This is a genomic window from Anaerocolumna aminovalerica (assembly GCF_900115365.1).
GTDB lineage: Bacteria > Bacillota > Clostridia > Lachnospirales > Lachnospiraceae > Anaerocolumna > Anaerocolumna aminovalerica.
The window spans coordinates 37137-63056 of record NZ_FOWD01000022.1; the positions used below are offsets into that span (position 1 = coordinate 37137).

The 25920-nt window shown below is 36.7% G+C and carries 21 protein-coding genes; 15 read left to right on the forward strand and 6 right to left on the reverse strand.

What is annotated here, in order from left to right; genetic code table 11:
• The first annotated feature begins 5 nt into the window (after nucleotides 1–5).
• From BM183_RS12750 to BM183_RS12770, 5 genes are all read left to right on the forward strand, one after another.
• Nucleotides 6–1766 (forward strand): ABC transporter ATP-binding protein, encoded by a 1761-nt coding sequence (locus BM183_RS12750; RefSeq protein ID WP_091687259.1) that lies wholly within the window; start codon nucleotides 6–8, stop codon nucleotides 1764–1766.
• Nucleotides 1763–3610, forward strand: coding sequence for an ABC transporter ATP-binding protein (locus tag BM183_RS12755; protein ID WP_091687260.1), 1848 nt, complete (start codon nucleotides 1763–1765; stop codon nucleotides 3608–3610). The genes BM183_RS12750 and BM183_RS12755 overlap by 4 nt, the downstream gene beginning before the upstream one ends.
• A gap of 552 nt (nucleotides 3611–4162) precedes the next feature.
• Nucleotides 4163–4858 carry a response regulator transcription factor gene (locus BM183_RS12760; RefSeq protein WP_091687261.1) on the forward strand — a complete coding sequence of 232 codons (696 nt, stop codon included), beginning with the start codon at nucleotides 4163–4165 and terminating at the stop codon, nucleotides 4856–4858.
• Complete coding sequence (locus BM183_RS12765) at nucleotides 4848–6305, forward strand: sensor histidine kinase (protein WP_091687262.1); 1458 nt, start codon at nucleotides 4848–4850, stop codon at nucleotides 6303–6305. Before BM183_RS12760 ends, BM183_RS12765 begins: the two co-directional genes overlap by 11 nt.
• A gap of 165 nt (nucleotides 6306–6470) precedes the next feature.
• Nucleotides 6471–7586, forward strand: coding sequence for a hypothetical protein (locus tag BM183_RS12770; RefSeq protein WP_091687263.1), 1116 nt, complete (start codon nucleotides 6471–6473; stop codon nucleotides 7584–7586).
• A 129-nt stretch (nucleotides 7587–7715) separates the two neighbouring features.
• Here the strand turns inward: BM183_RS12770 and BM183_RS12775 are convergent, their stop codons facing one another.
• The 3 genes from BM183_RS12775 to BM183_RS12785 form a co-directional block, all read right to left on the reverse strand.
• Nucleotides 7716–10097 (reverse strand): cation-translocating P-type ATPase, encoded by a 2382-nt coding sequence (locus tag BM183_RS12775; RefSeq protein ID WP_091687264.1) that lies wholly within the window; start codon nucleotides 10095–10097, stop codon nucleotides 7716–7718.
• A gap of 248 nt (nucleotides 10098–10345) precedes the next feature.
• The gene (locus tag BM183_RS12780) at nucleotides 10346–12082 is read right to left on the reverse strand and encodes an ABC transporter ATP-binding protein (RefSeq protein ID WP_091687265.1); all 1737 of its coding nucleotides are present in this window, start codon (nucleotides 12080–12082) and stop codon (nucleotides 10346–10348) included.
• Nucleotides 12079–13815, reverse strand: coding sequence for an ABC transporter ATP-binding protein (locus BM183_RS12785; RefSeq protein ID WP_091687266.1), 1737 nt, complete (start codon nucleotides 13813–13815; stop codon nucleotides 12079–12081). The genes BM183_RS12780 and BM183_RS12785 overlap by 4 nt, the downstream gene beginning before the upstream one ends.
• Nucleotides 13816–13968: 153 nt before the next feature.
• Here BM183_RS12785 and BM183_RS12790 point away from each other — a divergent pair, with 153 nt between their 5' ends.
• Entirely contained in the window at nucleotides 13969–14838 is an 870-nt protein-coding gene (locus BM183_RS12790) for a LysR family transcriptional regulator (protein WP_091687267.1), read from the forward strand.
• A gap of 38 nt (nucleotides 14839–14876) precedes the next feature.
• Here the strand turns inward: BM183_RS12790 and BM183_RS12795 are convergent, their stop codons facing one another.
• On the reverse strand, nucleotides 14877–16160 hold the full coding sequence (locus BM183_RS12795) for a cation:proton antiporter (protein WP_091687268.1): 1284 nt from the start codon (nucleotides 16158–16160) through the stop codon (nucleotides 14877–14879).
• A gap of 583 nt (nucleotides 16161–16743) precedes the next feature.
• On the opposite strand from BM183_RS12795, the gene BM183_RS12805 reads away from it, so the two are divergent.
• The 9 genes from BM183_RS12805 (at nucleotide 16744) to BM183_RS12845 (ending at nucleotide 23857) form a co-directional block, all read left to right on the forward strand.
• Nucleotides 16744–17646, forward strand: coding sequence for a LysR family transcriptional regulator (locus tag BM183_RS12805; protein WP_091687270.1), 903 nt, complete (start codon nucleotides 16744–16746; stop codon nucleotides 17644–17646).
• A gap of 126 nt (nucleotides 17647–17772) precedes the next feature.
• The gene (locus BM183_RS12810; RefSeq protein ID WP_091687271.1) at nucleotides 17773–18036 is read left to right on the forward strand and encodes a zinc ribbon domain-containing protein; all 264 of its coding nucleotides are present in this window, start codon (nucleotides 17773–17775) and stop codon (nucleotides 18034–18036) included.
• A gap of 249 nt (nucleotides 18037–18285) precedes the next feature.
• Nucleotides 18286–18735 carry a helix-turn-helix domain-containing protein gene (locus tag BM183_RS12815; RefSeq protein WP_091687272.1) on the forward strand — a complete coding sequence of 150 codons (450 nt, stop codon included), beginning with the start codon at nucleotides 18286–18288 and terminating at the stop codon, nucleotides 18733–18735.
• A gap of 3 nt (nucleotides 18736–18738) precedes the next feature.
• On the forward strand, nucleotides 18739–19062 hold the full coding sequence (locus BM183_RS12820) for a hypothetical protein (protein ID WP_091687273.1): 324 nt from the start codon (nucleotides 18739–18741) through the stop codon (nucleotides 19060–19062).
• A 241-nt stretch (nucleotides 19063–19303) separates the two neighbouring features.
• Entirely contained in the window at nucleotides 19304–20569 is a 1266-nt protein-coding gene (locus BM183_RS12825; protein ID WP_091687274.1) for an AI-2E family transporter, read from the forward strand.
• 141 nt (nucleotides 20570–20710) lie between these two features.
• A complete protein-coding gene (locus BM183_RS12830; protein ID WP_091687275.1) occupies nucleotides 20711–21265 on the forward strand; it encodes a phosphatase PAP2 family protein in 555 nt (184 codons plus the stop codon).
• Nucleotides 21266–21463: 198 nt separating this feature from the next.
• Nucleotides 21464–21937, forward strand: a complete 474-nt coding sequence (locus tag BM183_RS12835) for a MarR family winged helix-turn-helix transcriptional regulator (RefSeq protein ID WP_091687276.1) — start codon at nucleotides 21464–21466, stop codon at nucleotides 21935–21937.
• A 16-nt stretch (nucleotides 21938–21953) separates the two neighbouring features.
• Complete coding sequence (locus BM183_RS12840; protein ID WP_091687277.1) at nucleotides 21954–23339, forward strand: serine hydrolase; 1386 nt, start codon at nucleotides 21954–21956, stop codon at nucleotides 23337–23339.
• A 17-nt stretch (nucleotides 23340–23356) separates the two neighbouring features.
• Nucleotides 23357–23857 (forward strand): C39 family peptidase, encoded by a 501-nt coding sequence (locus BM183_RS12845; protein WP_091687278.1) that lies wholly within the window; start codon nucleotides 23357–23359, stop codon nucleotides 23855–23857.
• Here BM183_RS12845 and BM183_RS12850 read toward each other — a convergent pair.
• Nucleotides 23850–24635, reverse strand: coding sequence for a sirohydrochlorin cobaltochelatase (locus BM183_RS12850; RefSeq protein ID WP_091687279.1), 786 nt, complete (start codon nucleotides 24633–24635; stop codon nucleotides 23850–23852). The genes BM183_RS12845 and BM183_RS12850 overlap by 8 nt on opposite strands.
• 179 nt (nucleotides 24636–24814) lie before the next feature.
• On the reverse strand, nucleotides 24815–25849 hold the full coding sequence (locus tag BM183_RS12855; RefSeq protein WP_091687280.1) for a YeiH family protein: 1035 nt from the start codon (nucleotides 25847–25849) through the stop codon (nucleotides 24815–24817).
• Nucleotides 25850–25920: the final 71 nt, after the last annotated feature.

The following is a 25920-nucleotide window of genomic DNA, read 5'->3' on the forward strand; positions in this document are numbered from 1 at the left end:
AATAAATGTTAAAGATTTTTAAATATCTAAAATCAAAAGAATGGCTTCAGATTGCTGCCAGCCTTGTGTTCATTGTGGCACAGGTTTGGCTGGATTTGAAACTGCCTGATTATATGTCCCAGATTACAATGCTTGTGCAAACGCCGGGAAGCGCCATGAGCGACATTTGGAAGCAAGGGGGATACATGCTTCTTTGTGCCCTGGGAAGTGTTGCATCTGCCATTGTTGTAGGTTTTTTTGCTGCACGTATTGCTGCGTCATTTTCACAAAGGCTTCGAAGCATGCTGTTTTCCAAAGTAGATTCTTTTTCTATGGAAGAAATCAACAGGTTTTCAACTGCCAGCCTTATTACCCGTTCCACCAACGATGTTACACAAATTCAAATGATTGTAACAATGGGGCTTCAATTGATTATAAAAGCACCTATTATGGCAGTTTGGGCAGTTACTAAAATTGCAGGCAAAGGTTTTGAATGGTCCCTTATAACCGGAGCCGCAGTTTTGATACTAGTTGCTACTATCGCTTTCATCATGATCTTTGTTATGCCGAAGTTCCGGAAAATGCAGACGCTGACAGACAACTTAAATAAAATTACCCGTGAGAACCTCACAGGACTACGTGTTGTACGGGCTTACAATGCCGAAGCTTATCAGGAGGAAAAGTTTGAAAAAGCCAATGATGATTTAACTGGAACACATCTTTACACCAGCCGTGGTATGGCTGTTATGATGCCAATGATGAGCATGATTATGAGTGGGCTTTCCCTGGCAATCTACTGGATTGGCGCATACTTAATCAATAATGCTGAGGCAATGGATAAACTAGCTATTTTTTCCAATATGGTTGTATTCTCCTCTTATGCCATGCAAGTTATCATGTCATTTATGATGCTGGCAATGATGTTTATAATTCTCCCAAGAGCGTCTGTGTCCGCCAAACGTATTAACGAGGTATTGGACACTGAGCCGACTATACTTGACGGCAGGGAACATAGTGGAAAACCGGGACATATTGGGGAGGTTGAGTTCAAGAATGTAAGCTTCAAGTATCCCGGTGCTGCTGATTATGTTTTGCAGAATATCAGTTTTACTGTAAAGCAAGGTGAAACCATAGCTTTTATCGGTTCTACCGGAAGTGGTAAGAGCACATTAATTAATCTAGTACCGCGTTTTTTCGACGTTACGGAAGGTGAGGTACTGATTGACGGAGTGAATGTTAAAGATTATGCCGGAGAATCCTTATTCAATAAAATCGGCTATGTTCCCCAAAAGGCAGTTTTATTCAGAGGTACAGTCAGTTCTAATGTTGGATACGGTGAGAACGGAAAAGAAGCCCCCACTGTTGATGAAATAAAAAGAGCTGTTTCGATTGCTCAAGGCACAGATTTCGTGGAATCTATGAACGGGCAATATGAAGGGGATATATCTCAGGGCGGTACCAATATATCCGGTGGACAAAAACAGCGGCTTGCCATTGCTCGTGCTGTTTGTCGGAAGCCGGAAATCTATATCTTTGACGACAGTTTTTCCGCACTGGATTATAAAACCGATCGTATACTGCGCAGAGCTCTAAAGGAAGAAACTGCCGGAGTCACAAGTATGATTGTGGCACAGCGTATTGGAACTATAATGGATGCTGACCAGATTGTTGTTCTTGACGAGGGCAGAATGGCAGGTAAAGGTACCCATAAAGAACTTCTTGTATCATGCGAAGTATACAAAGAAATTGCAATGTCACAGTTTAGTGAGGAGGAGCTTGTATCATGAGTGAGAATACAGAGAAAAGACAAATGCCCATGGGCGGACGCCGGGGTATGGGCGGCGTAGTGGAAAAACCGAAAAACTTCAAAGCAACATGGGCGAAACTGATAGAATACAGCAAATCTTATGTACCGGCAATTATCATTGCTTTATTAGCGGCAGCTATCGGTACCCTGCTACAGATCGTCGGCCCGGATAAGCTCAAGGATATGACAAACGAGATTGCTAAAGGGCTTCCGGCTTTGATTAATGGAAAACCTATTATTGGAAGCATTGATATGAATGCGGTAATAAATATCGCATGGCTGTTAGTATTTTTCTATGCAGGTTCGGCTCTGCTGAGCTTTGCACAGAGCTTTATCATGGCTACGGTCACCCAGAAAATCTCAAAAACTATGCGTACAGACATCTCCCAGAAAATAAACCGTCTGCCCCTCAGATACTTTGACAAATCCAGTTATGGCGATGTGCTCAGCCGTGTTACCAACGATGTTGACGCCATCGGGCAAACCCTGAACCAAAGCATTGGATCCCTTGTCACCTCCATTACCATGTTTGTTGGCGCTTTGATCATGATGTTTTATAATAGCTGGATTCTTGCTTTGACTTCAGTAGGAGCAAGTTTGATTGGTTTTGTTTTAATGATGGTTATCATGAAAAAGTCCCAAAAACATTTTGTATCTCAACAAAAAAGTCTAGGAAGTATTAACGGTCACATTGAGGAGATTTATTCCGGCCATAATGTGGTTAAGGTATATAACGGTGGTAGAGAAGCAAAGAAAACTTTTGAAGAAATCAATGAGAACCTATATAACAGTGCATGGAAATCACAATTTTTATCAGGGCTTATGATGCCTATAATGCAGTTTATTGGAAACTTCGGTTATGTGGCTGTCTGCGTAGTTGGCGCGGCTCTGGCCATAAACGGTACCATCTCTTTCGGTGTAATCGTTGCATTTATGATGTATATTCGTTTGTTCACCCAGCCACTCTCACAGATGGCACAGGCCGCAAATAACTTACAAAGAGCAGCCGCTGCCGGAGAGCGTGTATTTGAATTCCTGGATGAAACGGAGCTTGAGGACGAGAGCCATAAGGCTAAGACTTTACAGAATATACAAGGTAATGTTGAGTTTAAGCATGTCAAATTTGGATATACTCCCGAAAAGACAATTATCAACGATTTCTCCGCTAAGATAAAGCAGGGACAGAAGGTTGCAATTGTGGGGCCAACCGGTGCAGGTAAAACTACTATTGTGAATCTGTTAATGCGGTTCTACGAATTGGATGGCGGTGAAATTTTCCTTGACGGGACACCCATCAGCCAAGTGCCCAGAGAGAACGTTCATGAACAATTTTGTATGGTTTTGCAAGATACATGGCTTTTTGAAGGTACTATTAAGGAGAATATTATTTTTAGTAAACAAGGTATTACCGATGAACAAGTTATTAAGGCTTGTAAAACCGTTGGTCTTCATCATTTCATCAAGACTCTGCCGGATGGCTACGATACTATTTTGAACGACAAAGCCAGTCTGTCCGAAGGACAAAAGCAGCTTATCACTATAGCCCGTGCTATGATTCAGAATGCGCCGTTACTCATACTTGACGAAGCAACCAGTTCGGTGGACACCCGCACCGAGCGCATCGTACAGGCGGCAATGGATAAGTTAACAGTTGGAAGAACTTCATTTGTTATTGCCCATAGGCTTTCCACAATCAAAAACGCCGATATGATTCTTGTAATGAAGGATGGTGACATTATTGAAAGCGGCAGCCACAATGAACTACTTGATAAGGGTGGCTTCTATGAGGAACTGTATAACAGTCAGTTTGAAGCGGTAGCATAACCATATTGAGGCTGTTTGTCTGCTTGAATAAGCCCATCAGACTGGAACATAAGAGTCTATGCTTTTCTTTTTGAGAAGCATGGGCTCTTTTTATTGCCAAAAAACCCAATCAATCCTGATTTAGCCTTAATAGAAAAGCAATCCATTTTATTTCATAAATTGAACAATCATAATTAACCTTCCTATCCTATTATAAAATTAAAATTAATAAAAATCATCTCATCCTTAGTGGGGGTTTTTATAGTATAATAAGTTTAATAAAACTTTTAAAATTGATTATTTCCCAAGATTTTAAGTAAGATTTACGAAATCATATGGATTATTTTAAATTTTGTTGAAATTGCTTAATATAAAAGAGGTAAATTCAAATTGGTAAAGAGACTTAGGTATCTGTACGAATAATTTACCGAGATATAAAAGAGTTGTATCTCCCCAGAATATTTATATATACAAAGGGTAGAAAGGGTAGAATTACCTGGTGGAAAATTATGTATTTGATGTACCTTATTATAAAGAAAATGTATATTTCCGACGAAAAGGAGTGGTTGCGTAATGAATGAAAAAGTTCTGGTGATAGAGGATGAGAAAAAGATAGCAGATGCAATTATGTATGCGTTAAAAAGGGAAGGGTATATTGCGGAGGCTGTTTATCATGGAGAAGCAGCTATGAAGAAACTGGGGGAGTTTCATCCGGATGCCATTATTTTAGATGTAATGCTTCCTGGTTTGGACGGATATGAAATTCTTAAGAAGCTCCAGGATAAAGGAAGGATAGGAGTTATCATGGTAACAGCAAAAGAGGATATTGTTAATAAAATACTGGGACTTGAACTGGGAGCGGACGATTATATAACAAAGCCTTTTGATATGAGAGAACTCCTTGCACGCTTAAAATCTTTGTTACGGAGAATGCAGATTGCGGAAAAGAAGCAGGAGTCTGCCAAGGTTATTCTGGGAGGAATTGTACTTTATACCAATAAAAGAACAGCTTTTGCAGGAGATAAATCCCTGGATCTGACACCGAAAGAATATGATCTGCTAGCTCTTTTATTGTCTAATCCGGACCTGGTCTATACAAGGGAGCAGCTTCTTAATCTGATATGGGGGATGGATTATATTGGAGGAACACGTACTGTGGATATTCATGTCCAGCGGGTTAGGAAAAAGCTTGGCAAGGAATTTGACGATGTAATTCAAACGGTTTACGGGATTGGCTATAAAGCCTTAGGAGGCAGCAGTGAAGATTAGTATAAAAATAAAATTCAGTCTGTTTCTTGCTGGTTTGCTGCTTCTGGTAGTTTTTTTACTAAGTCTGCTGGTTTTACGAGGCATAAAAAGTAACCAACAAAATCAGTATGAACAGTATTTAGCCGGGCAGGGGAAGACTGCAAATACGTATTTTATTCAGAGTATTTTATCGGAAGAAAACAAGGTGCCCCAGACCTTTCTATCAGAAAAAGGGCAGAGGTTTGCAGAGCAATTGGAATTGATCAGTGGTTTACCCCTGGTTTTATATGATAGGCAGGGAGAACTGGTCAGTAAAAAAGTGACGGATACGGAGTCGGACAATATAAAGAAAACACTGGGATATGCACTAAATAATAAGACTGCGTATCTTATGGAAGGAGATTCACTGTACTACCTGACTCCTTTAAAAATCGGAAATGATCAGGTAGGTGTCATACAATTTTATTATTCTCTATCAGAGCATCATGCATTTTATAATAATATCAGGCAGTTGTTTATCTATATAGGAGCTGGTTTATTTATTCTGAGCTTCTTTCTTGGCAATATATATTATAACTCCTTTGCTACCGGCATAATAAAGCTTGATAAGATGGTGGATAAGATACGGGAAGGTCACTATGAAACCACCGTATTAAAACGTAAGGATGAAATCGGTAAATTAAGTGAGGGAATTCATGCAATGAGCGGGCAGATTATGAGAACCATACAGGGTATGGAAGCCGAACAGAATAAACTTAAGCTTGCCGTTGATAAATTATCTCTGCTTGATAAGCAGCAGAAGGAGTTTATTGGTAACGTGACCCACGAATTTAAAACTCCCTTAACCTCAATTAAGGCATATATTGATTTATTAGAAATGTATCCGGATGATGAAAAACTTTTGCAAACTTCGATAGCCAATATTAAGAGTGAAACCGAACGTTTATATGAAATGGTAGATAAGGTATTACAATTATCTTCTCTGGAGAAATATGATTTTGAATTGAAATTTGAAAAATTAGCGGTTAAGCAGGCAATTGAGCGGGTGCTAAAGGGCTTAAAGGGCAGGATGGATAAGTTTGGAATCGGGCTTAATAGTGATCTGAATGAAGCCTATATTGAAGGGGATAAAGACAGTTTGACAATAGTACTGATTAACCTTTTGGACAATGCCATCAAATACAATAAAAGAAACGGAGCCATTTTTATTAAAGCTTATGTATGGTCTCATCAGGTGTATATTGAAATATCCGATACCGGTATCGGTATTCCCAAGGAATTGATTCATAAAGTGTTTGAACCTTTTTATATGGTGGATAAAAATAGAGCAAGAGAAAGTGGCGGAGCCGGCTTAGGATTGTCACTTGCCAAAAAACATGCAGAATTAATGGGTGGTACTATTGTTCTGTTAAATACCGGGATTGAGGGCACCAGTTTCAGAGTCACCTTTCCGACGGTGATAAACTAAAGTATATGGCTTGTGTCCACATGGAGCAAGAACTGCTTACAGACTTGTTTTATGGGATTTGATTTAATGTTTACATTTTAGATACAATTGTTTACAGGAAATCTATAATTGTATATTGTGCGGAAACAAATTCTTGATAATCTATATCTCAAGGAGGTGATTTATATGAAGAAGACACAAATAATAAAAATAATATGTGCTCTTATTTTATTAGTAACTACAACAGGCTGCAGTGCGGAAAATAAAAAAGATAAAGTAACAAGGCAGGAACCCGGAGGTTCCATAACAATTATTGATAATGCTGGCAATGAGGCAGGTAATCCTGGTGTCTCCATAGTCAGGATTGATTCCTATGAGAATCTGGAAATCTCTGATTGGCTGGATTCAGATACCCTTATTGTTTCAAAAGAAAATCAGTCTCTGGGAAAAATGAGTCTGGAAGAATTATCGGATTCTTATCCAAGAAGCCTTTACCGGTATAATCTTAATACTAAGGAATACAAGCTGTTAAAAGAACAGAAAGAACTTAACCTTGGAGGGGCAAAACTATCACCTGATAAGAAAAACCTGTTATACTATGGCTACAGTCTGGGCGATCCTTCCTATTATATGCTTAATATTGAAAGCTTGAAAAGTTTTAGTATTTCAGGTGAGCCTATAGGAAATGCAGGGAGTGCTAAATGGGCTGATAAAGATACCGTTATGGGAGCCGGATATGTGAATGGTGCCTATTCTGCCACTACAGAAGGCCATATTACTTCTTTTGAGGAATTGGATCAAAAAGCTGTATTAATTATTGAGAAGATAAAAGATACGGTTTACTACAACACTGCCGATGATGCTACTTTGATGGCTTTAAATCAGTCTAATAAAGATATAGTGAGTCTTGGACTGACCAATGTTTCTGGGGTATATCCCTCTCCGGATGAAAATCAGATGCTGGTTTTACAGTATAACGGATCAAAACAGATTCTATTACTTTGTGACAGGGATGGAAACAATATTAAAACCATTGCCGAAGGGATTGAGCTTGGGGGAGTATCCTGGTCTCCTGATCAGCGGATGATTGCTTACAGCATAAAGGGAGATGGAAGGGGTACTGGAGCTGGCAGTTTGAACATATATGATATGTTAACCAGCAAGTCCACTCAGATCGCGGTGGATATCGGAAATGCAAATACCTGCTGGAGCCCATCCGGTGAAGAACTTGCTTATTCCCAGTGGGATGGAAAACAGTATAATAGCAGTATTGTTTATTTGGAATATTCCTTGCAGAAATAGTTGCAATAACCAAAATTAGAAAAATTACTTTAGAAAGTCAGCAGTATGCTGTAGTATGGAGGTGGGGAAATTTATTTGAATTTTCCCACCTCTTCATTGTGTGCCCACCATGGGCATAATCACTATATACTAGTTTCCAGATACCAGCACCTTTTTATCCTGCTCAAACTTAAAAACCAGGTCTACCACCTTTGACAGGATAAGTATGATTACCGGACAGAGTAATGCAAGACCGGCAAAGAGTAGAACGGCAGGTAAAGAAAGTGGAGCCACATACAAAATACGGGCAAACAGGAAGGTTGCAATATAAAATCCGAAAAATGCAGTGATACAAATAAATGCACGCACCAAATTAAAGGGGCGGCAAGCCTTAAAGACTGCCAATAGGCCAACAAAGCTGGTAATGTAATACATAACCGTATTAGCCGCCGTGCCGGAGACACCGACAAGTGGCGAAATGATGGCCGTCAGTATTATATTAATAAATACCAGTATCGCATATGGAGTGGCCCTGCTAATGACATTGGGCAAAAATCTGCCCCGGATAGGGCTATTGTCTGGCTCCAGCATCAGAAGGAAGGATGGGTATGCTTCTACCGCGAAATCATATAAAGTGACTTGTATGGGTACAAAGGGAAATACCTGCATGGTAAATAAGGACAGAATGGACAACAGCATGGAATAGATGGTCTTAATTAAAAAGACACCGCCGAACCGTGTAACATTGTTGACAACGCGGCGGCCCTCCATTACCATATCCGGCACCACAGTAAAATCCGAATCCAGCAGGACAAGATTAGCTACCTGTCTGGCTGCGTCACTGCCGTTTCCTACAGCAATACTGCAATCGGCTTCTTTAAGAGCCAGCACATCGTTCACGCCATCGCCGGTCATGCCTACAGTATGACCTTTAGCCTGAAGAGCTTTGACAAGTTGGCTTTTCTGCTGGGGGGTAACTCTACCGAAAACACTGTACTGTTCAGCTGCCGCCGCTATCTCAGTTTCCGTTTGTATCTTTGACATATCAATATAATCACCGTAGTTTTTCAAGCCTGCTTTCTTGGCAATACCGGAAACAGTAGCAGGGTTGTCCCCAGAAATGATTTTGATGTCCACTCCCTCTTTGTGGAAAAAAGTAAGGGTTTCCCTGGCGTTTTTCCGAATGGGGTCATCCAACTCGATTACCGCTATCAGTTTCATGGCGGGCAGCATGGTATCTACAATGGGATCTTTTGTGTAGGCAAGGCACAGGATGCGTCGCCCGGCATTCTGTGCTTCCACAGCCTCTGACGGCAGCAGAGTCATATGATGTTTTAGCACCATTTCAGGGGCGCCTACCACAAGAGTCCCTATATTCTCAAAAGTGACAGCGCTCCATTTCCGTTCAGAGGAAAATGGTATGCTATGGAGGGCCCTAATAGGACAATCTTCAGTAAAATACTCTTTTAGTGCAGCAAAAGTAGCGTTGTTGTCCTGCAAAGCCCCTACAAAACTGGAAATAGCCTGACTTGCTGAGATTGATAATGACTCATCGTCAATAACATGGAAGGCTGAAACACACATTTTTCCCTCTGTAATTGTGCCGGTCTTATCAAGGCAAAGGATATCCACATGGGCCAGCGTTTCCAGGGCATATAAGTCCTGCACAAGCACCCGCTTCTTTGACAATTTGACAATGCCCACCACAAGGGATGTGCTGATAAGCAGCACCAAACCTTTGGGCAGCATCCCCAAAAGACTGGCAGAAGAAGAGACTACCGCATCATATAGGGAATCGCCCCTTATCACAAAGGATTCAACAAACAACAGAACCCCAATGGGAACTATGAAATAGCTGGTAAACTTCGTTACCTTCCGCATGGACATCAAAAGTTCGGATTTTGCTTTTTTGTACCTTTTAGCACCTGTAGTCAGCCTTGCTACAAAATTGTCAGCGCCAACATGTTCGACCTTGGCATATCCGTTTCCGCTGACAATAAAACTGCCGGAGAGCAGCTTGTCCCCAGGTTTTTTGAACACAGGGTCAGCTTCTCCGGTAAGCAGGGATTCGTTTACTTCCAGCTCTCCCTCTACAACTATGGAATCTGCACATACCTGATTCCCCCTTTGCAACAGGGATATGTCATCCAAAACCAAATCTTCCACAGGAATTCTCTGGGTTTTGCCATCCCGTACTACCCACGCCATAGTGGCGCTTAGCAAGGACAAGTTCTCCACCATCTTCTTGGCGTGAAATTCCTGAACAATGCCAATCAGCACGTTGATAGTCACAATCACCATAAAGAACATGTTGGAGTATGCGCCAACCAAAGCCAGACATATCCCGATTGCCAGATTGTAGGCATTGAAAAGGGTCAGAACATTATCCTTGATGATTTGACCGGTGGTTTTCGTAATCTTTTCCTGTGCTATATTTACATAACCCTGTTCTATCCGGGTTTCAACCTGCTGTGCTGTAAGTCCTTCTTTGACAGATGGATGATACCTTATTTGTCTATTATTTTCATTCATATTTGGTCTCCTTTGGAAGTAGTCTTGGCATCAAAACACTGTATTTGTTCTCTTTTTATGCTTTAGTATTCTAACAATAAACTATATTTAAGTCAAGGATCCATCCACATATTCCCCTTAGCCCAGCATAAACTAACGAAGAATTTTTGATGACTCTATTTGTATATAGAAAAGATGCTCCTTTCAATTCATGCTACATGGACGCTCATCTTAAACCCTACTCAGCATGGTATATGGACTACAATAATTTAAACAGGTGCGAACTGACTGTTATATAGTTTTTTATAATAACTTCCATTATTTAATAGCTGAGTATGAGTTCCACTCTCTACAATATTACCATTATCCAATACCAAAATCAGATCTGCCTCCCGTATTGTTGAAAGCCTGTGGGCTATAACAAAACTTGTCCTGCCTTCGATCATTTTCAGAAATGCTTTTTGAATGTGTATTTCCGTTCTGGTATCTATGTTACTTGTGGCTTCATCCAAAATAAGCATAGGCGGATCAACAAGCATCACTCTGGCAATGGTAAGGAGCTGTTTTTGCCCTTGAGACAAATTTTCACCAGCATCTGAAATAAGGGTGCTGTAACCCTTAGGTAAACATTTTATAAAGCCGTGAGCGTCAGCAGATTTAGCCGCAGCAATAATTTCTTCATCTGTTGCATCTGGTTTACTATAAGCAATATTATCACGTATGCTGCCTGAAAATAACCAGGTGTCTTGCAGCACCATCCCAAAGCTGCATCGTAAATCATCACGGGCGATATCCCTAATATCAATACCATCCACAGATATGGAACCACTATCAACATCATAAAATCGCATAAGTAAGTTTACGAGAGTCGTCTTACCCGAACCGGTTTGACCAACTATGGCTATTCTGGTTCCGGGCGCTACGTTCAGATTGAAATCAGTAATCAGAGGATGGTCGGTGGTGTATGAGAAATTTACATTTTTAAAGTCAATTTCACCTTGACTATTTTTAATGCTAATGCTTTCCTTATCATCAGGTTTTTCTGACTGCAGATCAAGAATATAAAATATACGCTGTGCTGATGCAGCCGCAGATTGTATCTGAGTAAATACTCCGGTTATTTCGTTAAAAGGTTTTGCAAACAGACTTGAGTAAATTAGAAAACTTGATATATCACCAACTGATAGCTTGCCTGAAATAGCTAAAATACTTCCTATCACCCCTATGGCAATGTAGGTAATATTATTTACAAGACGGGTAGTTGGGCCGGATAATGAACCATAGAACTGAGATTTTACACCGGAACTATATAAAATATTGTTAATCTTCTCAAACTCTTTATAAGAACGTTCTTCATAATTAAAAGCCTTAACAACTTTTTGTCCGTCAATAATTTCTTCAATATAGCCATTTAATTTACCTAAACTTTTTGCTTGAGTCTTAAACATTTGCTGTGAACGCTTGGTAATAAACCGTGCCATCAGAAAGGAAGCCGGAGCAGATATTAGAACAACAACTGTCATAATTGGGCTTATATACAACATAAATGCTACGGAACCTATTATAGTAACAATACCCGTAAGTAATATTGATATAACTTGAAGCATTCCATCAGAAATTGCATCCATATCATTTATAAAACAGCTTATTGTATCGCCATGGGCATTGTTGTCATAAAATTTTAGGGGTAAAGTATTAATTTTATCAATAAGCTGATGACGCATATCATTAACAATTTGATAGGATACCCGGTTGGCTAAATAGGTCAAAAGCCATACAAATAGATTACCAATGGCGTATACTATGGCGAGAATAATTAAAATCCTGAATAATGCTCCGAAGTCTACCGCTCCTATTCCAGTCATATAGTCAATAGACTTACCAATCAGCATCGGTCCAATCAAGCTGGAAACAACACTTAAAATGGCAGCTATAAATGAACTGTATACATAGCATTTATACTTACTGATATATTTTGAAATTCTTGTCAATGTATCTTTGCTCATTTTGATGCCTCCTCATTTGAAAGCTGTGATAGACATATTTCTTTATATACTTCACAGTTATTCATAAGTTCCTTATGTGTACCAAAACCCGCAATATGTCTGTTATCAAATACAATAATCTTGTCAGCTTGCTTTATTGTGCTTGCTCTTTGAGATACAATAAGAACCGTCATATTTTTACTGCTTTCAGTAATTGCCCGTCTAAGTTTTGCATCGGTGGCAAAGTCCAATGCACTTGAAGAATCATCCAATATCAGAATATCAGGCTTTGAAACCACAGCACGGGCAATGGTCAAACGCTGTTTTTGACCGCCTGAAAAATTTAATCCACCCCGAGATACCTGAGTGTTATATCCCTCCGGCAGTTTGGAAATAAATTCATCAGCCTGTGCAATTTTGGCTGCTGCTTTAATTTCTTCATCTGTTGCATTTTGTTTTCCCCAACGTATATTTTCAGCTATGGTCCCAGTAAATAGCACAGCTTTTTGAGGTACAATGCTGATTTTATTACGTAGTTCGTGAAGATGATAATCTTTAACATTTATACCGTCTACAAAGATACTGCCTTCCGTCACATCATAGAATCTAGGAATAAGGTTAACAAAAGTAGACTTTCCGGATCCGGTACTACCTATAATTCCAATGGTCTCACCACGTTCAAGAGTGACCGAAATATCCTCAAGGACCTTATCACCTGTATTATTGTAAGCAAAGGACACTCTATTAAACTGAATGGATGGGGAGGTGCCGCTAATAACATGCTGAACTTGACTTTCGCTGTCCTGTATTGATGTGCTTACTGCCAACACTTCATTTATACGGCTGGCAGAAGTAACTGCCTTGGTGAATATAATCACAAGATTGGACACAACAATTAGCGCCAACAGTATTTGAGTAATATAATTGACAAATGCAATAATCTCCCCCTGGGAAAGCCTTCCTGCATTGATATGGAATCCGGCAAACCATAATATAGCTATGATGGCAGCATTCATAACAAAGGATGTCATAGGATTAAGCAATGCAGATACCTTACCAACATGAATTGCAGTGTGGGTCAAATCATCATTGGCAGCATAAAAGCGTTTCTTCTCGCTTTCAGTCCTGGCAAATGCGCGGATTACCCTTACTCCGGAAAGATTCTCACGCAAGATTAATGCGATTTTATCAAGCTTCTGTTGATATTTACGGTAAAGAGGTGAGGATTTACTTATGACAAGGTACAATATAACAGCAAAAACAGGGGTAGCAGCTAAAAAAATCAATGATAACCGAAAGTCCATTATCATGGACATGATAATAGCACCGATACATATAAATGGTGCCCGTATGACGAGACGTATCAGCATGGCTACCGCTAGTTGAAGTTGATTTACGTCATTTGTAATTCGATTTATAAGGGATGGTGTACCTAATGTATCTATTTCCGCATAGGAAAGAGTGGATATATGTTTGAAAATGGTATTTCTCAAGGTGGTACCGAACCCCTGTGAAGCCCGGGCCGCATAATACTGGCATATCATGGAGCAACAAAAACCCAGTATTGCCATCAGAAGCATAACCCCGCCCATTTTAAGTACATATTCTATGTTACGTTTATCAACTCCATTGTTAATGATAAGTGCCATAATTGTGGGCAGCAGTAACTCAAAAGTTGCCTCCAGCAGTTTAAAAGCCGGACCAATTATACATTCTTTTTTGTATGGTTTTAAAAAGACTGCAAGTTTGAACAAATATATCAACCTCCAATTTATAATTTTAGAAATATATTGCATATTTTCATATCTCCGGCTATGATTATAGCATACGAACTTCCATATGAATAATATCTGTTTCGTATACGTAATATATGAAAATCATATAGATAATAATTATTGGAGGCTTTTATGGATATTAAACAATTAAAATATTTTCTTACAATTGCAGAAGAAGGACAGATAACTTCTGCTGCTAAAAAACTTAATATGGCACAGCCGCCATTAAGTCAACAGCTCAAGCTGCTGGAAGAAGAACTTGGGGTGAAGCTTGTAGAGAGGGGCTCACGGCACCTGAAGCTAACGGATACGGGAAAAATACTTATGAACAGAGCACGTCAAATTTTAGAGCTAACCAATTCAGCAGTAAAAGAAGTCAAGGATTTCAGCAAAGGATTACAAGGAACCTTATCTATAGGTACGGTTTCCTCCTCAGGAGCAACACTTCTAAATGAAAGTGTGTTAGAGTTTCACAAGGAGTATTCTGGAATTGAATTTGAGATATATGAGGGTAATACTTTTACACTTATTGATTTATTGAATAAAGGTATTATTGAGGTGGGCATTGTAAGAACGCCCTTTAATGCTTTAAATTTTGAGTGTAAATATGCAAAGACTGAACCTATGATAGCAGCGATACCAAGGGAATACTATTGGGAACCAGCTAAGTATTCTATATCAGTCAGTGCACTAAAAAATAAGCCATTAATCATTTACCGCAGGTTTGAACAACTAATTTGTGAGACTTGTATGGAGTATGGTTTCGAACCGCAGATATTCTGTAAATGTGACGATGCACGAACCGCACTTTTATGGGCAAATGCAGGGGCTGGAATAGCTATTGTCCCCAAATCTGCATTTGAACTTGCAGCTAATAGTAATTTGCTTTACAAAGAGATAGAAAATGAAAAGCTGAAAACTAAGATAGCTGCCATATGGGTAAAGGATAGATATATTTCTCCTCTTGCATCGAAATTTATAGAAAGCTTTGGAATCGTGTAGAGAAAATATAATTGTGCACTCTTAAAAAGTCATAGTGATCATGAACTTCTCTGAAGTACATTTAGATCTTCTTCCTGTGTTTCATCAACTGTTAGCTTAGCTTTATCGTCACTAATGGTCAGTTTCTCTTTTTTTATTGAACCAGAATAGATCAGTGCAATCTTAGCACATGCAGGCCCAATTAACTCGTATAAAACCGAAGAGGATAATATTATTGTCAACAGCATATTACCCATGGCATCAGGTAAAACTCTTTTGCCTAAAAAAGCAAGGCCAATTGCAACCCCGGCTTGAGGGATCAGGGCTAACCCTAAATAATTTCGTACAGCTTTTGGAGTTTTAGCCATCCTACAACCCAGATAAGCACCAAGATATTTTCCGGCAATCCGAATTATAAAATATGATGCACCTATTATCCCTAAAGTGTTAAAGGAGTTAATATCCAAACTCATTCCCGATAATACAAAAAAGATTGATAAAATAGGGGGAGTGAATTTTTCAACCTGCTTATATAACTCCTTGTCTTTTGTCATGTTGATATATGTGGTGCTAAATAGCATACAAGATAGTAAAGGAGATATATCCACTGCGGCACATAGACCTGCAATGCCCAAAAGAAGTGAAATTGTTAATATCAGCCGGTTATCTTCACTCCGTTTCGAGGTCATAAGTTTACTTAGTCCAATTCCACTTACAAAGCCAATTGCCAATGCCCCTATATTATAAGCTAAAGGAAGGACTATTTCAGAAACAGAAACACTTGCCCCGGTATTGGCATTGATAACGGCAGTAGCGATGCTAAATGCAACAAGACATACAGCGTCATCCAGTGCCACCACCTGCAATAAGGTATTAACAAAGTTCCCACGTGCATGATATTGGCGGATGGTAACCATAGTGCTTGCAGGTGCCGTTGCTGTTGCAATAGCTCCTAAAAGCAGGCAAAAGTTCCAATCCAAACGGAATATATAATGCATACATATGGTAACAAGTATTCCGGCCAGTAAAGATTCCAGTAAAGTAATCACAATGATACCAAATCCGGTTTCCTGAAAAGCCTCTTTTTTAAAAAAACGCCCCACACCAAATGCGATAAAGGCTAAAGCAATATCGCTGACAAATCCCATATTTTTAACTATGTCAGAAGGAACCAGATTTAAAACATAGGGGCCGATTAAGACACCGGCAATAATATAACCGGTTACGTTAGGCAGCTTTGCCAGTTTTGTAATACGTGTAAGCAGAAATCCGGCAAGCAAAATTACTGATAACGATAATAGAACAATTGTTGTGTCATTTAATTGACTTAAAATATTTTTCATTGATTAACTCTCCTCTAAAATACAATATTTTCAAATGCGGCTAAAAACACACATGTCAAAGTCCAATATGATGATGATATCAGACAGCTAAAAATGTAAAGAAGTTTTAAATAATTTCGACTGTCACGAAAATAAAGGATATCAAATTTACTTAACATCATCAAAAGAAGTATTACATTGATTATTACTCTAATCGAAAGCAAATGTGTAATATGGATTAACCAATCCGCTGAAATGCTGATTGGTATACAAAAAAGCAAAAGTGCAATATTTACTACAATTACACCTAACCAACCAAACTGTTCTTTTCCAACCCTAACAATCTGTATATAGTGGGATGAGAATCCATATTTAACAGTATTTTGCCTTAATAAGCGAAAGTGCTTGTTAAAGTATCGGGACGAACACGGAAGGGGCTTAATAACATTAAAGATTAGAATATGCCAAATAAATAAAAGCTTTTGTCGCATTATCCTTGCCTCCTCTCTTGACTTATGCTATCATTATAATCACAAATTGCATAAAGTAAATTTATTATTTATTAGGATGTCATAACAAATCATTATAATTGGAGATGGACAAAATGATTGATTCTAAGCTTTACACCTTATTAGCGGTAGTTGAATTTAATAGCTACACACATGCGGCAGAACATCTTTCTTTGACGCAGCCAGCCGTAACTCAACATATAAAACAATTGGAAAAGGAATTAAATATTAAAATTTTTAACCGTGTTGGAAATGAAATAAAGCCCACAAATGAAGGGAATATCGTAATTAGATATGCCCGGCGGATTATTGCTTTATATCAGAACATGGAACAAAGTATTATAGACGAACAACGTAATATAAGACGGTTTACCGTTGGGATTACCCATACTGCTGAGAGTAATGCTGTGGCAGAAGTGTTAGGAAAATATAGTGCTAAAAATCCCGGTACCAGTATAACGATTATTACTGACTCTATAAGTAATCTTTATGATATGCTTAAGAACTATGAGGTGGATCTGGCTGTTGTAGAGGGAAAAATGCAAGATGACAGTATTAATTCTCTTTTACTTGATACCGATTCTTTGGTATTGGTTGTATCGAATAATCATCCTCTGGCAAAAAAAAGCATGGTAACCATCAATGAGTTGAAAAAACAACCATTAATTCTTCGCAGACCATCATCGGGTACCAGGAACCTTTTTACAGCACACTTGGAAAGTAATAACATGTCACTTGATGAATTCAATGTTATTTTAGAAGTAGATAATATAGCAACTATCAAAGACCTGATAAGACGAGATATAGGCGTCTCAATACTCTCCCGCAGTGTTTGTCTGAATGAGCTTAAGAAAGGCAAAATAACAGTATTACCTATTGAGAATCTAAGCATGATTCGAGAAATTAACGTTTTATATCACAACGATTTTAAGCATGTAGATATTTTGAAAAACATTATGAAAGAATACAGTAAGGTAATAAAGTTCTACGCCTCTTAAGCCAACCTTTAGTTTCCGGTTATTTTGGGTATAATAATTAATATATCTTTTAATTTATAATAAAAGTGTGTCCTAAGGCGAACTATTTATTAAGTATTTATATATTTATACGAAAGGGATGATAAAATGGCAAAAGAATCAATGTGTCAAAGTTGTGGTTTACCATTTAACGATGAACATGCACATTTCATGACAACTGAACCAGATGGAAGTATAAGCATTTACTGCACAAACTGTTATAAAGACGGAAAATTCACTGATCCCAATCTATCTATGGAAGAATTGATTGAGATGATTGTACCTGTTTTAGGAAAAGCAATTGGTGAAGAAGAAGCAAGAAAAGAAATGGTGGCTTTACTACCAACTCTTAAGCGTTGGAAAAAGGAATAATAAACGAGAAAACTTAATACAATATTTATGTTTTATAAATACTTCCATCAGTTAGGAGGATAAGAGTCTATGTTTTTTTATTAAGAAGCATAGCCTCTTTTTTGATACTATTATAGAAGAAATATTGGGAAAAAGTATTATGTAACATGGAATGCAACTGTAATGTAACATTAAGAAACCAAAACTTGATTGAGTATTTATAGTATTTTGATATACTTTAGAAGTACATAAAAAACACGGAGGTGCTATATGGGTTTAGGTAATAAGATAGCAGATGCCAGAAAAGCAAAAAATATGACACAGGAGCAGCTGGCAGAATTAATGTCTGTAACCAGACAATCAATTTCGAGATGGGAATCAGATCAATCTTGTCCGGAGATGGATAAGGTTGTTTATTTAGCTGAAATTTTAGGGGTAAGCTGTGACTACCTTTTAAAAGACAATTATGACAAGACAGAGACAAAAAAAGAAGGCGGCAATGTCATCACCCGTCTTTTGTATGGATTAAAAGGTAAAAGTGTCCGTTTAAGTTTTTATACTAACGAGGTGGATTATGATCTGGCAAATACAGACTGCACAATAGTAGACTTTGATGGTCAATGGATTAATGTTGAATATACAAAGGGCAAGAAAACAGAAACTAAGCTTTTGCCGGTATCATCAATACTCTCTATTAAGTTTGTAAAGGAGAGGAGGTAGTATATGGAATATTTAGGTTTTATTTTTGGAATCATTGCATTTACCTGGTGTATGAATTTAAAATCACAAGTTGACAAGTTAGAGCGTATTCTAAAAGATAATGGTATGCTTGATATAGAAAAAACCTCTTTAAAAGAGATTATTGAGAAGAATATAGGAAAGCATGGGAGAATTAACCTGGAAAATAATGCAACGGATTATGAGATATTATCAAAAGACTGTATACTTAAGGATGTGGATGAGGACTGGCTGCTGTTAGAAGTTGAAAAATCAGGAATTCAAAAATTGATAAGAATTGAATCAATTAAGGGTATACAATTTAAATAGTTCTGTTTGACATAACAGAGCTTGCAAAATGTAGTCGAAGCATGGATGCTATAGCATTCATGCTAAAGATTGCAATCAGGAATATAGAAGCAAGGGATTCCTAACCTCCGAAATAGCGGAATGGAAGCGGTACCGGACCTTATTTCTCACCACTTTTCATAATTATTTAATAATTAATAAATTGATTTACTGAGGGGTAGTCTGTATAATTGTTGTAAAACGTTAACAGAAAGGAATAATTATGGCAAAAGTATCAGAGAGTAAATCACATAATTTATCAGAGAAAGAGCAAAAAAAGTGTGAAAATCCGGTAAATGAAAGGGTTGAAGAAACAAAGGACCAGAGAATACAATTACTGGCTAATAAGAATTATTTGACCATTAGCATATATGCACTTTTTGTTATTGTAATAGGGGCATTTATCATATATATGTTTGTTAATATGAAACAAACAAAGACAGTTATCTCTAATTTTATCAATAATATATCCCCTTTTATCGTTGCCTTATTTATAGCATTTTTAATTAATCCTATGATTAAGAGACTAGACAATTTTTTGCATCATGTTGTAAAACTTAAGTCCAAAGGTTTAAGGATATTTATATCTATGCTTACTTCATACCTGTTAGTAATTGGGGGATTAACCATTACGATTCTTTATGTAACCCCTCAGTTAATTCAGAGTATTTCAGATTTAGTGTCTAAGCAATCTTTAATGCGTGACGAAGTGTACAACTTTTTTTCAGGTATATATGAGAAATATCCCGACTTGAATCTGGAGTCCGTTGTTCAGTATGTAGAAAATATGATACCTGATTTATTCATTCAGGGAACCCAGTTACTAAGCAGTATGATACCAAAGTTATATTTGTTCTCGGTATCTTTAATTAAAATGTTCGTTAATATTTTGCTTTCTATAGTAATTTCCTGCTATTTGATACTGGACAAGAAGAATCTTAAATTTAATGCCAAAAGAATTATCTTTTCCGTAATGTCCGAAGAAAAGGCGAGAGGTTTTATTCAGACAGGAAAAGAATGCGCAAATATTTTTAACAAATTTATTGTAGGAAAATTTATCGACTCCCTTATTATTGGTATCTTATGTTTTATCATAATGTCCATACTAAGGCTACCTTATTCTATATTAATCAGTGTTATTGTAGGAATTACCAATATGATACCATATTTTGGTCCCTTTATCGGTGCGATTCCGGGAATAGTAATTTATATTTTTATCAATCCTATCCAGTGCCTGATTTTTACCGTTATGATATTTTTACTTCAGCAGTTTGATGGCTTGTATTTGGGACCTAAAATTCTTGGAGAATCTACCGGTTTAAAACCCCTTTGGATTATACTTGCCATAACTTTAGGGGGAGCTTATGCAGGTGTGGTAGGAATGTTTTTAGCAGTTCCTGTAGTTGCAGTAATAACCTATCTAATGGATAAGGTTATCAAGAAGCGTTTGGATAGTAAAAATATAGTGTTGGAAAAAAGCCCGGATTAAACGAATTAAAGGGATATTAATTTAATGTCCTAAAAAAGATGTTATTTGATTTCTGTTTAAAAAGATTATTAAATTTAAATCTAAATAAAGGTAAGGAAACATAAGATTTACTGAAAGTGACCATTAGCAAGGAGCAATGATATGATAGAAATTATTACAAGTTTTGATTGGACAGTTTTAAACTGGATTCATGATACACTTACCTGTCCTGTATTGGATTATTTAATGCCTAAAATTACGGCACTTGGAGACGGAGGCTTAATCTGGATAGTGACAGCACTGGTTTTGCTAACGAGTAAAAAATACCGAAAGTACGGAATTACTTTGATTATTGGACTTGTCATGGGTGTCCTTGTTGGGAATGTTTTTTTAAAAAACTTTTTTGAACGATCAAGGCCATCCTGGTCTGACCCTTCTATTACACTGCTAATATCAAATCCAACAGATTTCTCATTTCCATCGGGGCATACACTGGCATCTGCCATTGCTGCAACAATTCTTACCATGAGTAATAAGAAATTTGGATGCGTAGCTATTCCACTGGCCTGCTTGATTGCATTCTCAAGGTTATATCTGTATGTTCATTTTCCAAGTGATGTTCTGGGAGCGGCTTTGATTGGTTTAGTGATAGGTGTGTCGGTTTTTTTTGGTGTAAGGTGGTTAATTTCTAAAGTAAGTAAAAGAAGTTCTTATTAATAGAGAAAAGAGTTATTTATTAACTGCCTATGGGGTACCTTTTAATTACTATGTTCAAAAGCCACTTGTAAATTTTTATCGAGATTTTTTTACATTTGTTAGTTATATTCCAAATATTACTTGACAAATATATTAGTATTCTTTATTATTAAGTTAACTTAAATATTAAGTTAGATTAATGATAAAGGGGGTAAAGATTTGGCTTCAAAAAGTGATAATAACAAGGAAAATGAATTATTTAATTTAGTTACAGAAATTGATGAGATAACTTATTCCATGAATACTCGTTTAATAAAAGAGCGTCAGTCTTTGTTTAATGATGATCTTTCAACTAAACAAATTATAGTAATGGATTTAGTAAAGAAGGAATCTCAAATATCAATAAGTCAACTGGCTGAATCGATGAATGTTACTTCAAGTGCTGTTAGTCAGATTGTATCCAAATTAGAAAAAGAAAAATATCTATTAAGGACAATTAATCCTGACAATAGAAGAGAAATAATTGTGCAGTTAGATGAGCGAGGACACCATTACTACTTAAAAGAAGAAGAGATTAACAAGGAAATTGTGAAACGTTTTTATTCTCGTATGGATATGAAAGACATAGTACAATTACGAGACATTTTAGTAAAACTCAATCTTGTGGTTGAAGAGGAATTATCAAAGAAATAAATGAAAGGAAATAACAATGAATAATAAGAGGGAAGTACTAAAAAAGTTTTTCGCAGAAATTCAATCTGAACAATTGATTAATGGAACTATCTTAATAGCTAAAGATAATGAAATATTATATAAAGGAGCTTTTGGCGAGGCTGAATTGGATTCAAAGCAAAAGTTAAAAATAAATTCCATATTTAATCTTGCATCAGTCTCAAAACCAATAACGGCATTGGGTATTATGTTATTGGTACAGGATAACAAACTTTCTCTTGATGATTCTATAGAAAAATGGTTACCTGATATTCCTTATAAAGGGATTACAGTAAGGCAATTATTGAATCACACCTCTGGGTTACCTGATTATTTAGAGTTATTCGAACATCACTGGGATAAATCCAAAATAGCGGTGAACCAAGACTTATTACAACTACTTATTAAGTATAAACCAGACCGGTTATTCCAGCCTAATGAGCGTATGGAATATAGTAATACAGGTTATGTGATGCTTGCTCTCATTATTGAAAAGGTTTCGGGACTTTCCTTTGGGGAGTATATGAAAGTAAATATCTTTTTACCTGTTGGAATGGAAAATACTGAAGTGTTCTGTCAAAGGTTAACGGATCAGACTATGGATAACTATGCTTATGGATATATTTTTGATGTCTACAAAGGTAAACACGTTTTGCCAGATGAATTTCCTGAAACAAACTTTGTTGTTTATCTTGATGGGATTGTTGGAGATGGAGCGATACATTCCACAGTTGAAGACCTGTATTTACTTGACCGTGTATTGAGAAATGGGACGCTTATTGATGAAACTTTATTGAAAGAAGCCTATTCTCCATCTTCTCCAAGGCAGGCAGGTTATTCTGATTATGGATTTGGATGGATTTTAGAGAGTGAAGAGAAAAAGGGAAGGGCTGTATGGCACAGTGGTGGATGGCCAGGTTATGCAACTTATTTTAAAAGATACATTGATAATGATTTAGTGATTATATTTTTAAGAAACAAAGAACAGGACTTTGATTTTGAGTATTCTATATTACAATCAATTGAAAATATACTTTTTGATGAACCATATGAGAAACCTAAAGTACCAGAATTTCAAAAGGCAAAAATACTACATCCTGAGATTTTAAACAGATATGTTGGGGAGTATCAATTGGAGGAGCATAATGAATTGATTGCAAAGGTTACCATGAAAGAACAACGGTTATTTCTTGAACTTCCAAAAACAATGAAACTTGAAATGTACGCAACTTCGGATAATGAGTTTTTCCTTCGCAGCTTATCAGTAACAATTAATTTTACAAGTGATGGCAGTAATCATTATTTGACAATTAATGATGGCAGTGACTCTCAAACTGCTAAACGTATTGAGAGTAAAATTGAGAAATCTGATGATACTAATTAAGAGGTAAATAATCAATTATGTATAGAAATTTTTTTATCAGTCAAAATGAACAAAGTTTTTGTCCAGAGTATGCATGCGGAATTGCTTGTCTTTCTATGTTATTAAAATATCACCAGATAACTGGTTATGAAAACTTTGAGAAACTTGCTATTGAATTAAATTTTAATGTTTCACCGGAAAAAAAAGGATATGACAGCGATGATATGAAGTGTGGGACTTACCCTGAAGATATATTCAGATACCTCATTAAAAACAACATTAATTTTAGAATGTCTTTTTATGAGGATGAATGGAAGGAGGCTCTAAAAAAGTCTCCAATTATGGCAATGATGACTGGAAATGAAGAAATGTTTGGTCTTAGGAATTGTCATTGGATCATATTAGTGGATAGAGATAAAGATTTTTTTACATATCTTGATCCATATGAAACCATGCTGTCTGATAACTATGTGAAACATATTTGGTCAGGTGATTTTAAAAAATATTATACAGGAATAGCCTGTCAAATAATCATATGAAATGTGTTTCCACTTGCTTTATAAATAGTTGCTGAATGAAAGGCTCATTTCCTAGACCTGTTAGAATACAGTCTACTTTGAAACCGGCGTTAGTTAAAACGGAATATAAAGAAGCTTGATGCTTGCCGGCCATATCATGTAAGACGTGATAACCGACAAGCATTAATAATGGAACTAACCGTATATATTTTATGCCTCTTGCATGTAACCTGGCGATAAAGTCTTCAATATCTGAAATAAAATCGAGAGTTAACACTGAATAATTTATGTGATGATTATTATGAAAATATGTTTCAAGTTCACTATAATAAATACTGGATGAGTGGGAGCTTCCATGCCCTAAAAATATTACAATCTCATCGTTATGGTGTATGGGATACAGGGTTGTAAGTGACATGGAAATTGATTCATAGCATCCTTTTGTAGCCAGTAATGGTTTGCACATGTTAATCTCATTAAATAAATATTGATAGTCAGCCAGAGTTTGCTGCATTTTTAGAAAACTATGACCAGGCAGAAGAAATGCTGGCAGGATATAAAGTGAAGTTATCTTATTATTATGTAGCTGCTCTAATACGTTACATAAAAAAGGCAAAACCGCAGAATCCTTATCCTGAGTATAATTATGGGTAATTATTGCTGGATATACAGCGTAATCATGGAAGGCTGACTTTAATTGTTCTTGCAGTGTTAAGATAAAGTTATTACCAGCATTGTAAGAACTTGAACCGTAACTTACAATTAGAATTACTTTTTTTTGTTGATACAGGTAACTCATAATAATAAGACTCCTTTCCTTTATATTGCAATTTAATAAATAATAGTCTACAAAATTAGTGATATATTTATCTATAAGCTAAAAAGACATTTAATGAAAGCTGAATGATTTACAACTTAATATTTATAAGATATCAGGCAAAGAACACTAAAATGTCTTTCTTATTTAAATTCTTTAGATTAACCAATAAATCCTTTAAATAAGTGAATAAATATCATAGAGGAAGCAGCAACAGCTAACCAAGTACAACCACCAAGGATAATTGGCTTAATTCCTTTCGTTAATAATTCTTTAAATTTAATCTTGAATCCCACTCCTGCTAATGCAACGGTAATAAATAATTTATAACTGGTTTTAAAGAATTTATCTAGTCCATCAACTGCCTGGAATAATCCAACGGTATTTAAAACTGCCATTAATAAAAATCCAAGGATAAACCATGGGAATACTTTAAATACAGTTTTTGAAATACTTGTTTGCTCCATATTTGCTGCATTATTTTTAGATTGTTGCCGAATTGTGATTACTGTAAAGATAACTGCTAATGCAATGAGCATGGTAGTACGTGTAAGCTTAACTGTAATTGCAAGATTTAAGTCTAAACCATTTACTGCATTATAGGTAGCTTCAGATGCTGCAACGCTTGATGTATCATTGATTGCAGTGCCTGCAAGGAATCCAAATTGATTAGGAGTTAAATTAAGTGCACCTGCTAAGTAAGGATATACTAGGGCTGCAAAAATATCAAAAAGAAAAATAGCTGTCATTGCGTAAGCAATCTCTGTTTCTTTTGCTTTAATAATAGAAGCCAGAGTAGCAATAGCAGTACCACCACAGATACAAGTTCCTCCACCAACTAAAGTACAAGTATTCCAAGATTGCTTTAATTGTTTTCCAACTAAATATGCTACTGTAAAAGATAAGCAGATATTAAAAATGATTAAGGGAAGTGCTTTAGCGCCATATCCTAAAATTTGAGTAAAGTTAAGGGTTCCCCCTGCAAGGATAATACCTAAGTTAAGGCATTTTTTACCCGCAAAGGTTGTGCCCTTTTTAAAGTCTTTGTCTATGTTTGGCAAGATGTTTACAAGAAGCATACCGATAAATAGACCAATCATTGGTGCACCTATAATATTTTGAAGTTTACCAAGGTAAGTTGCTACAATTGCAATAATAACGCAAGTCCCAATTGCTAAGTATGATTTTTTGTTCATAATTTGTCATGTCCCTTCTGAGATGTTAAATTTTTAACAATGCATTTCTAAATAATAACCGACCAGAGTAA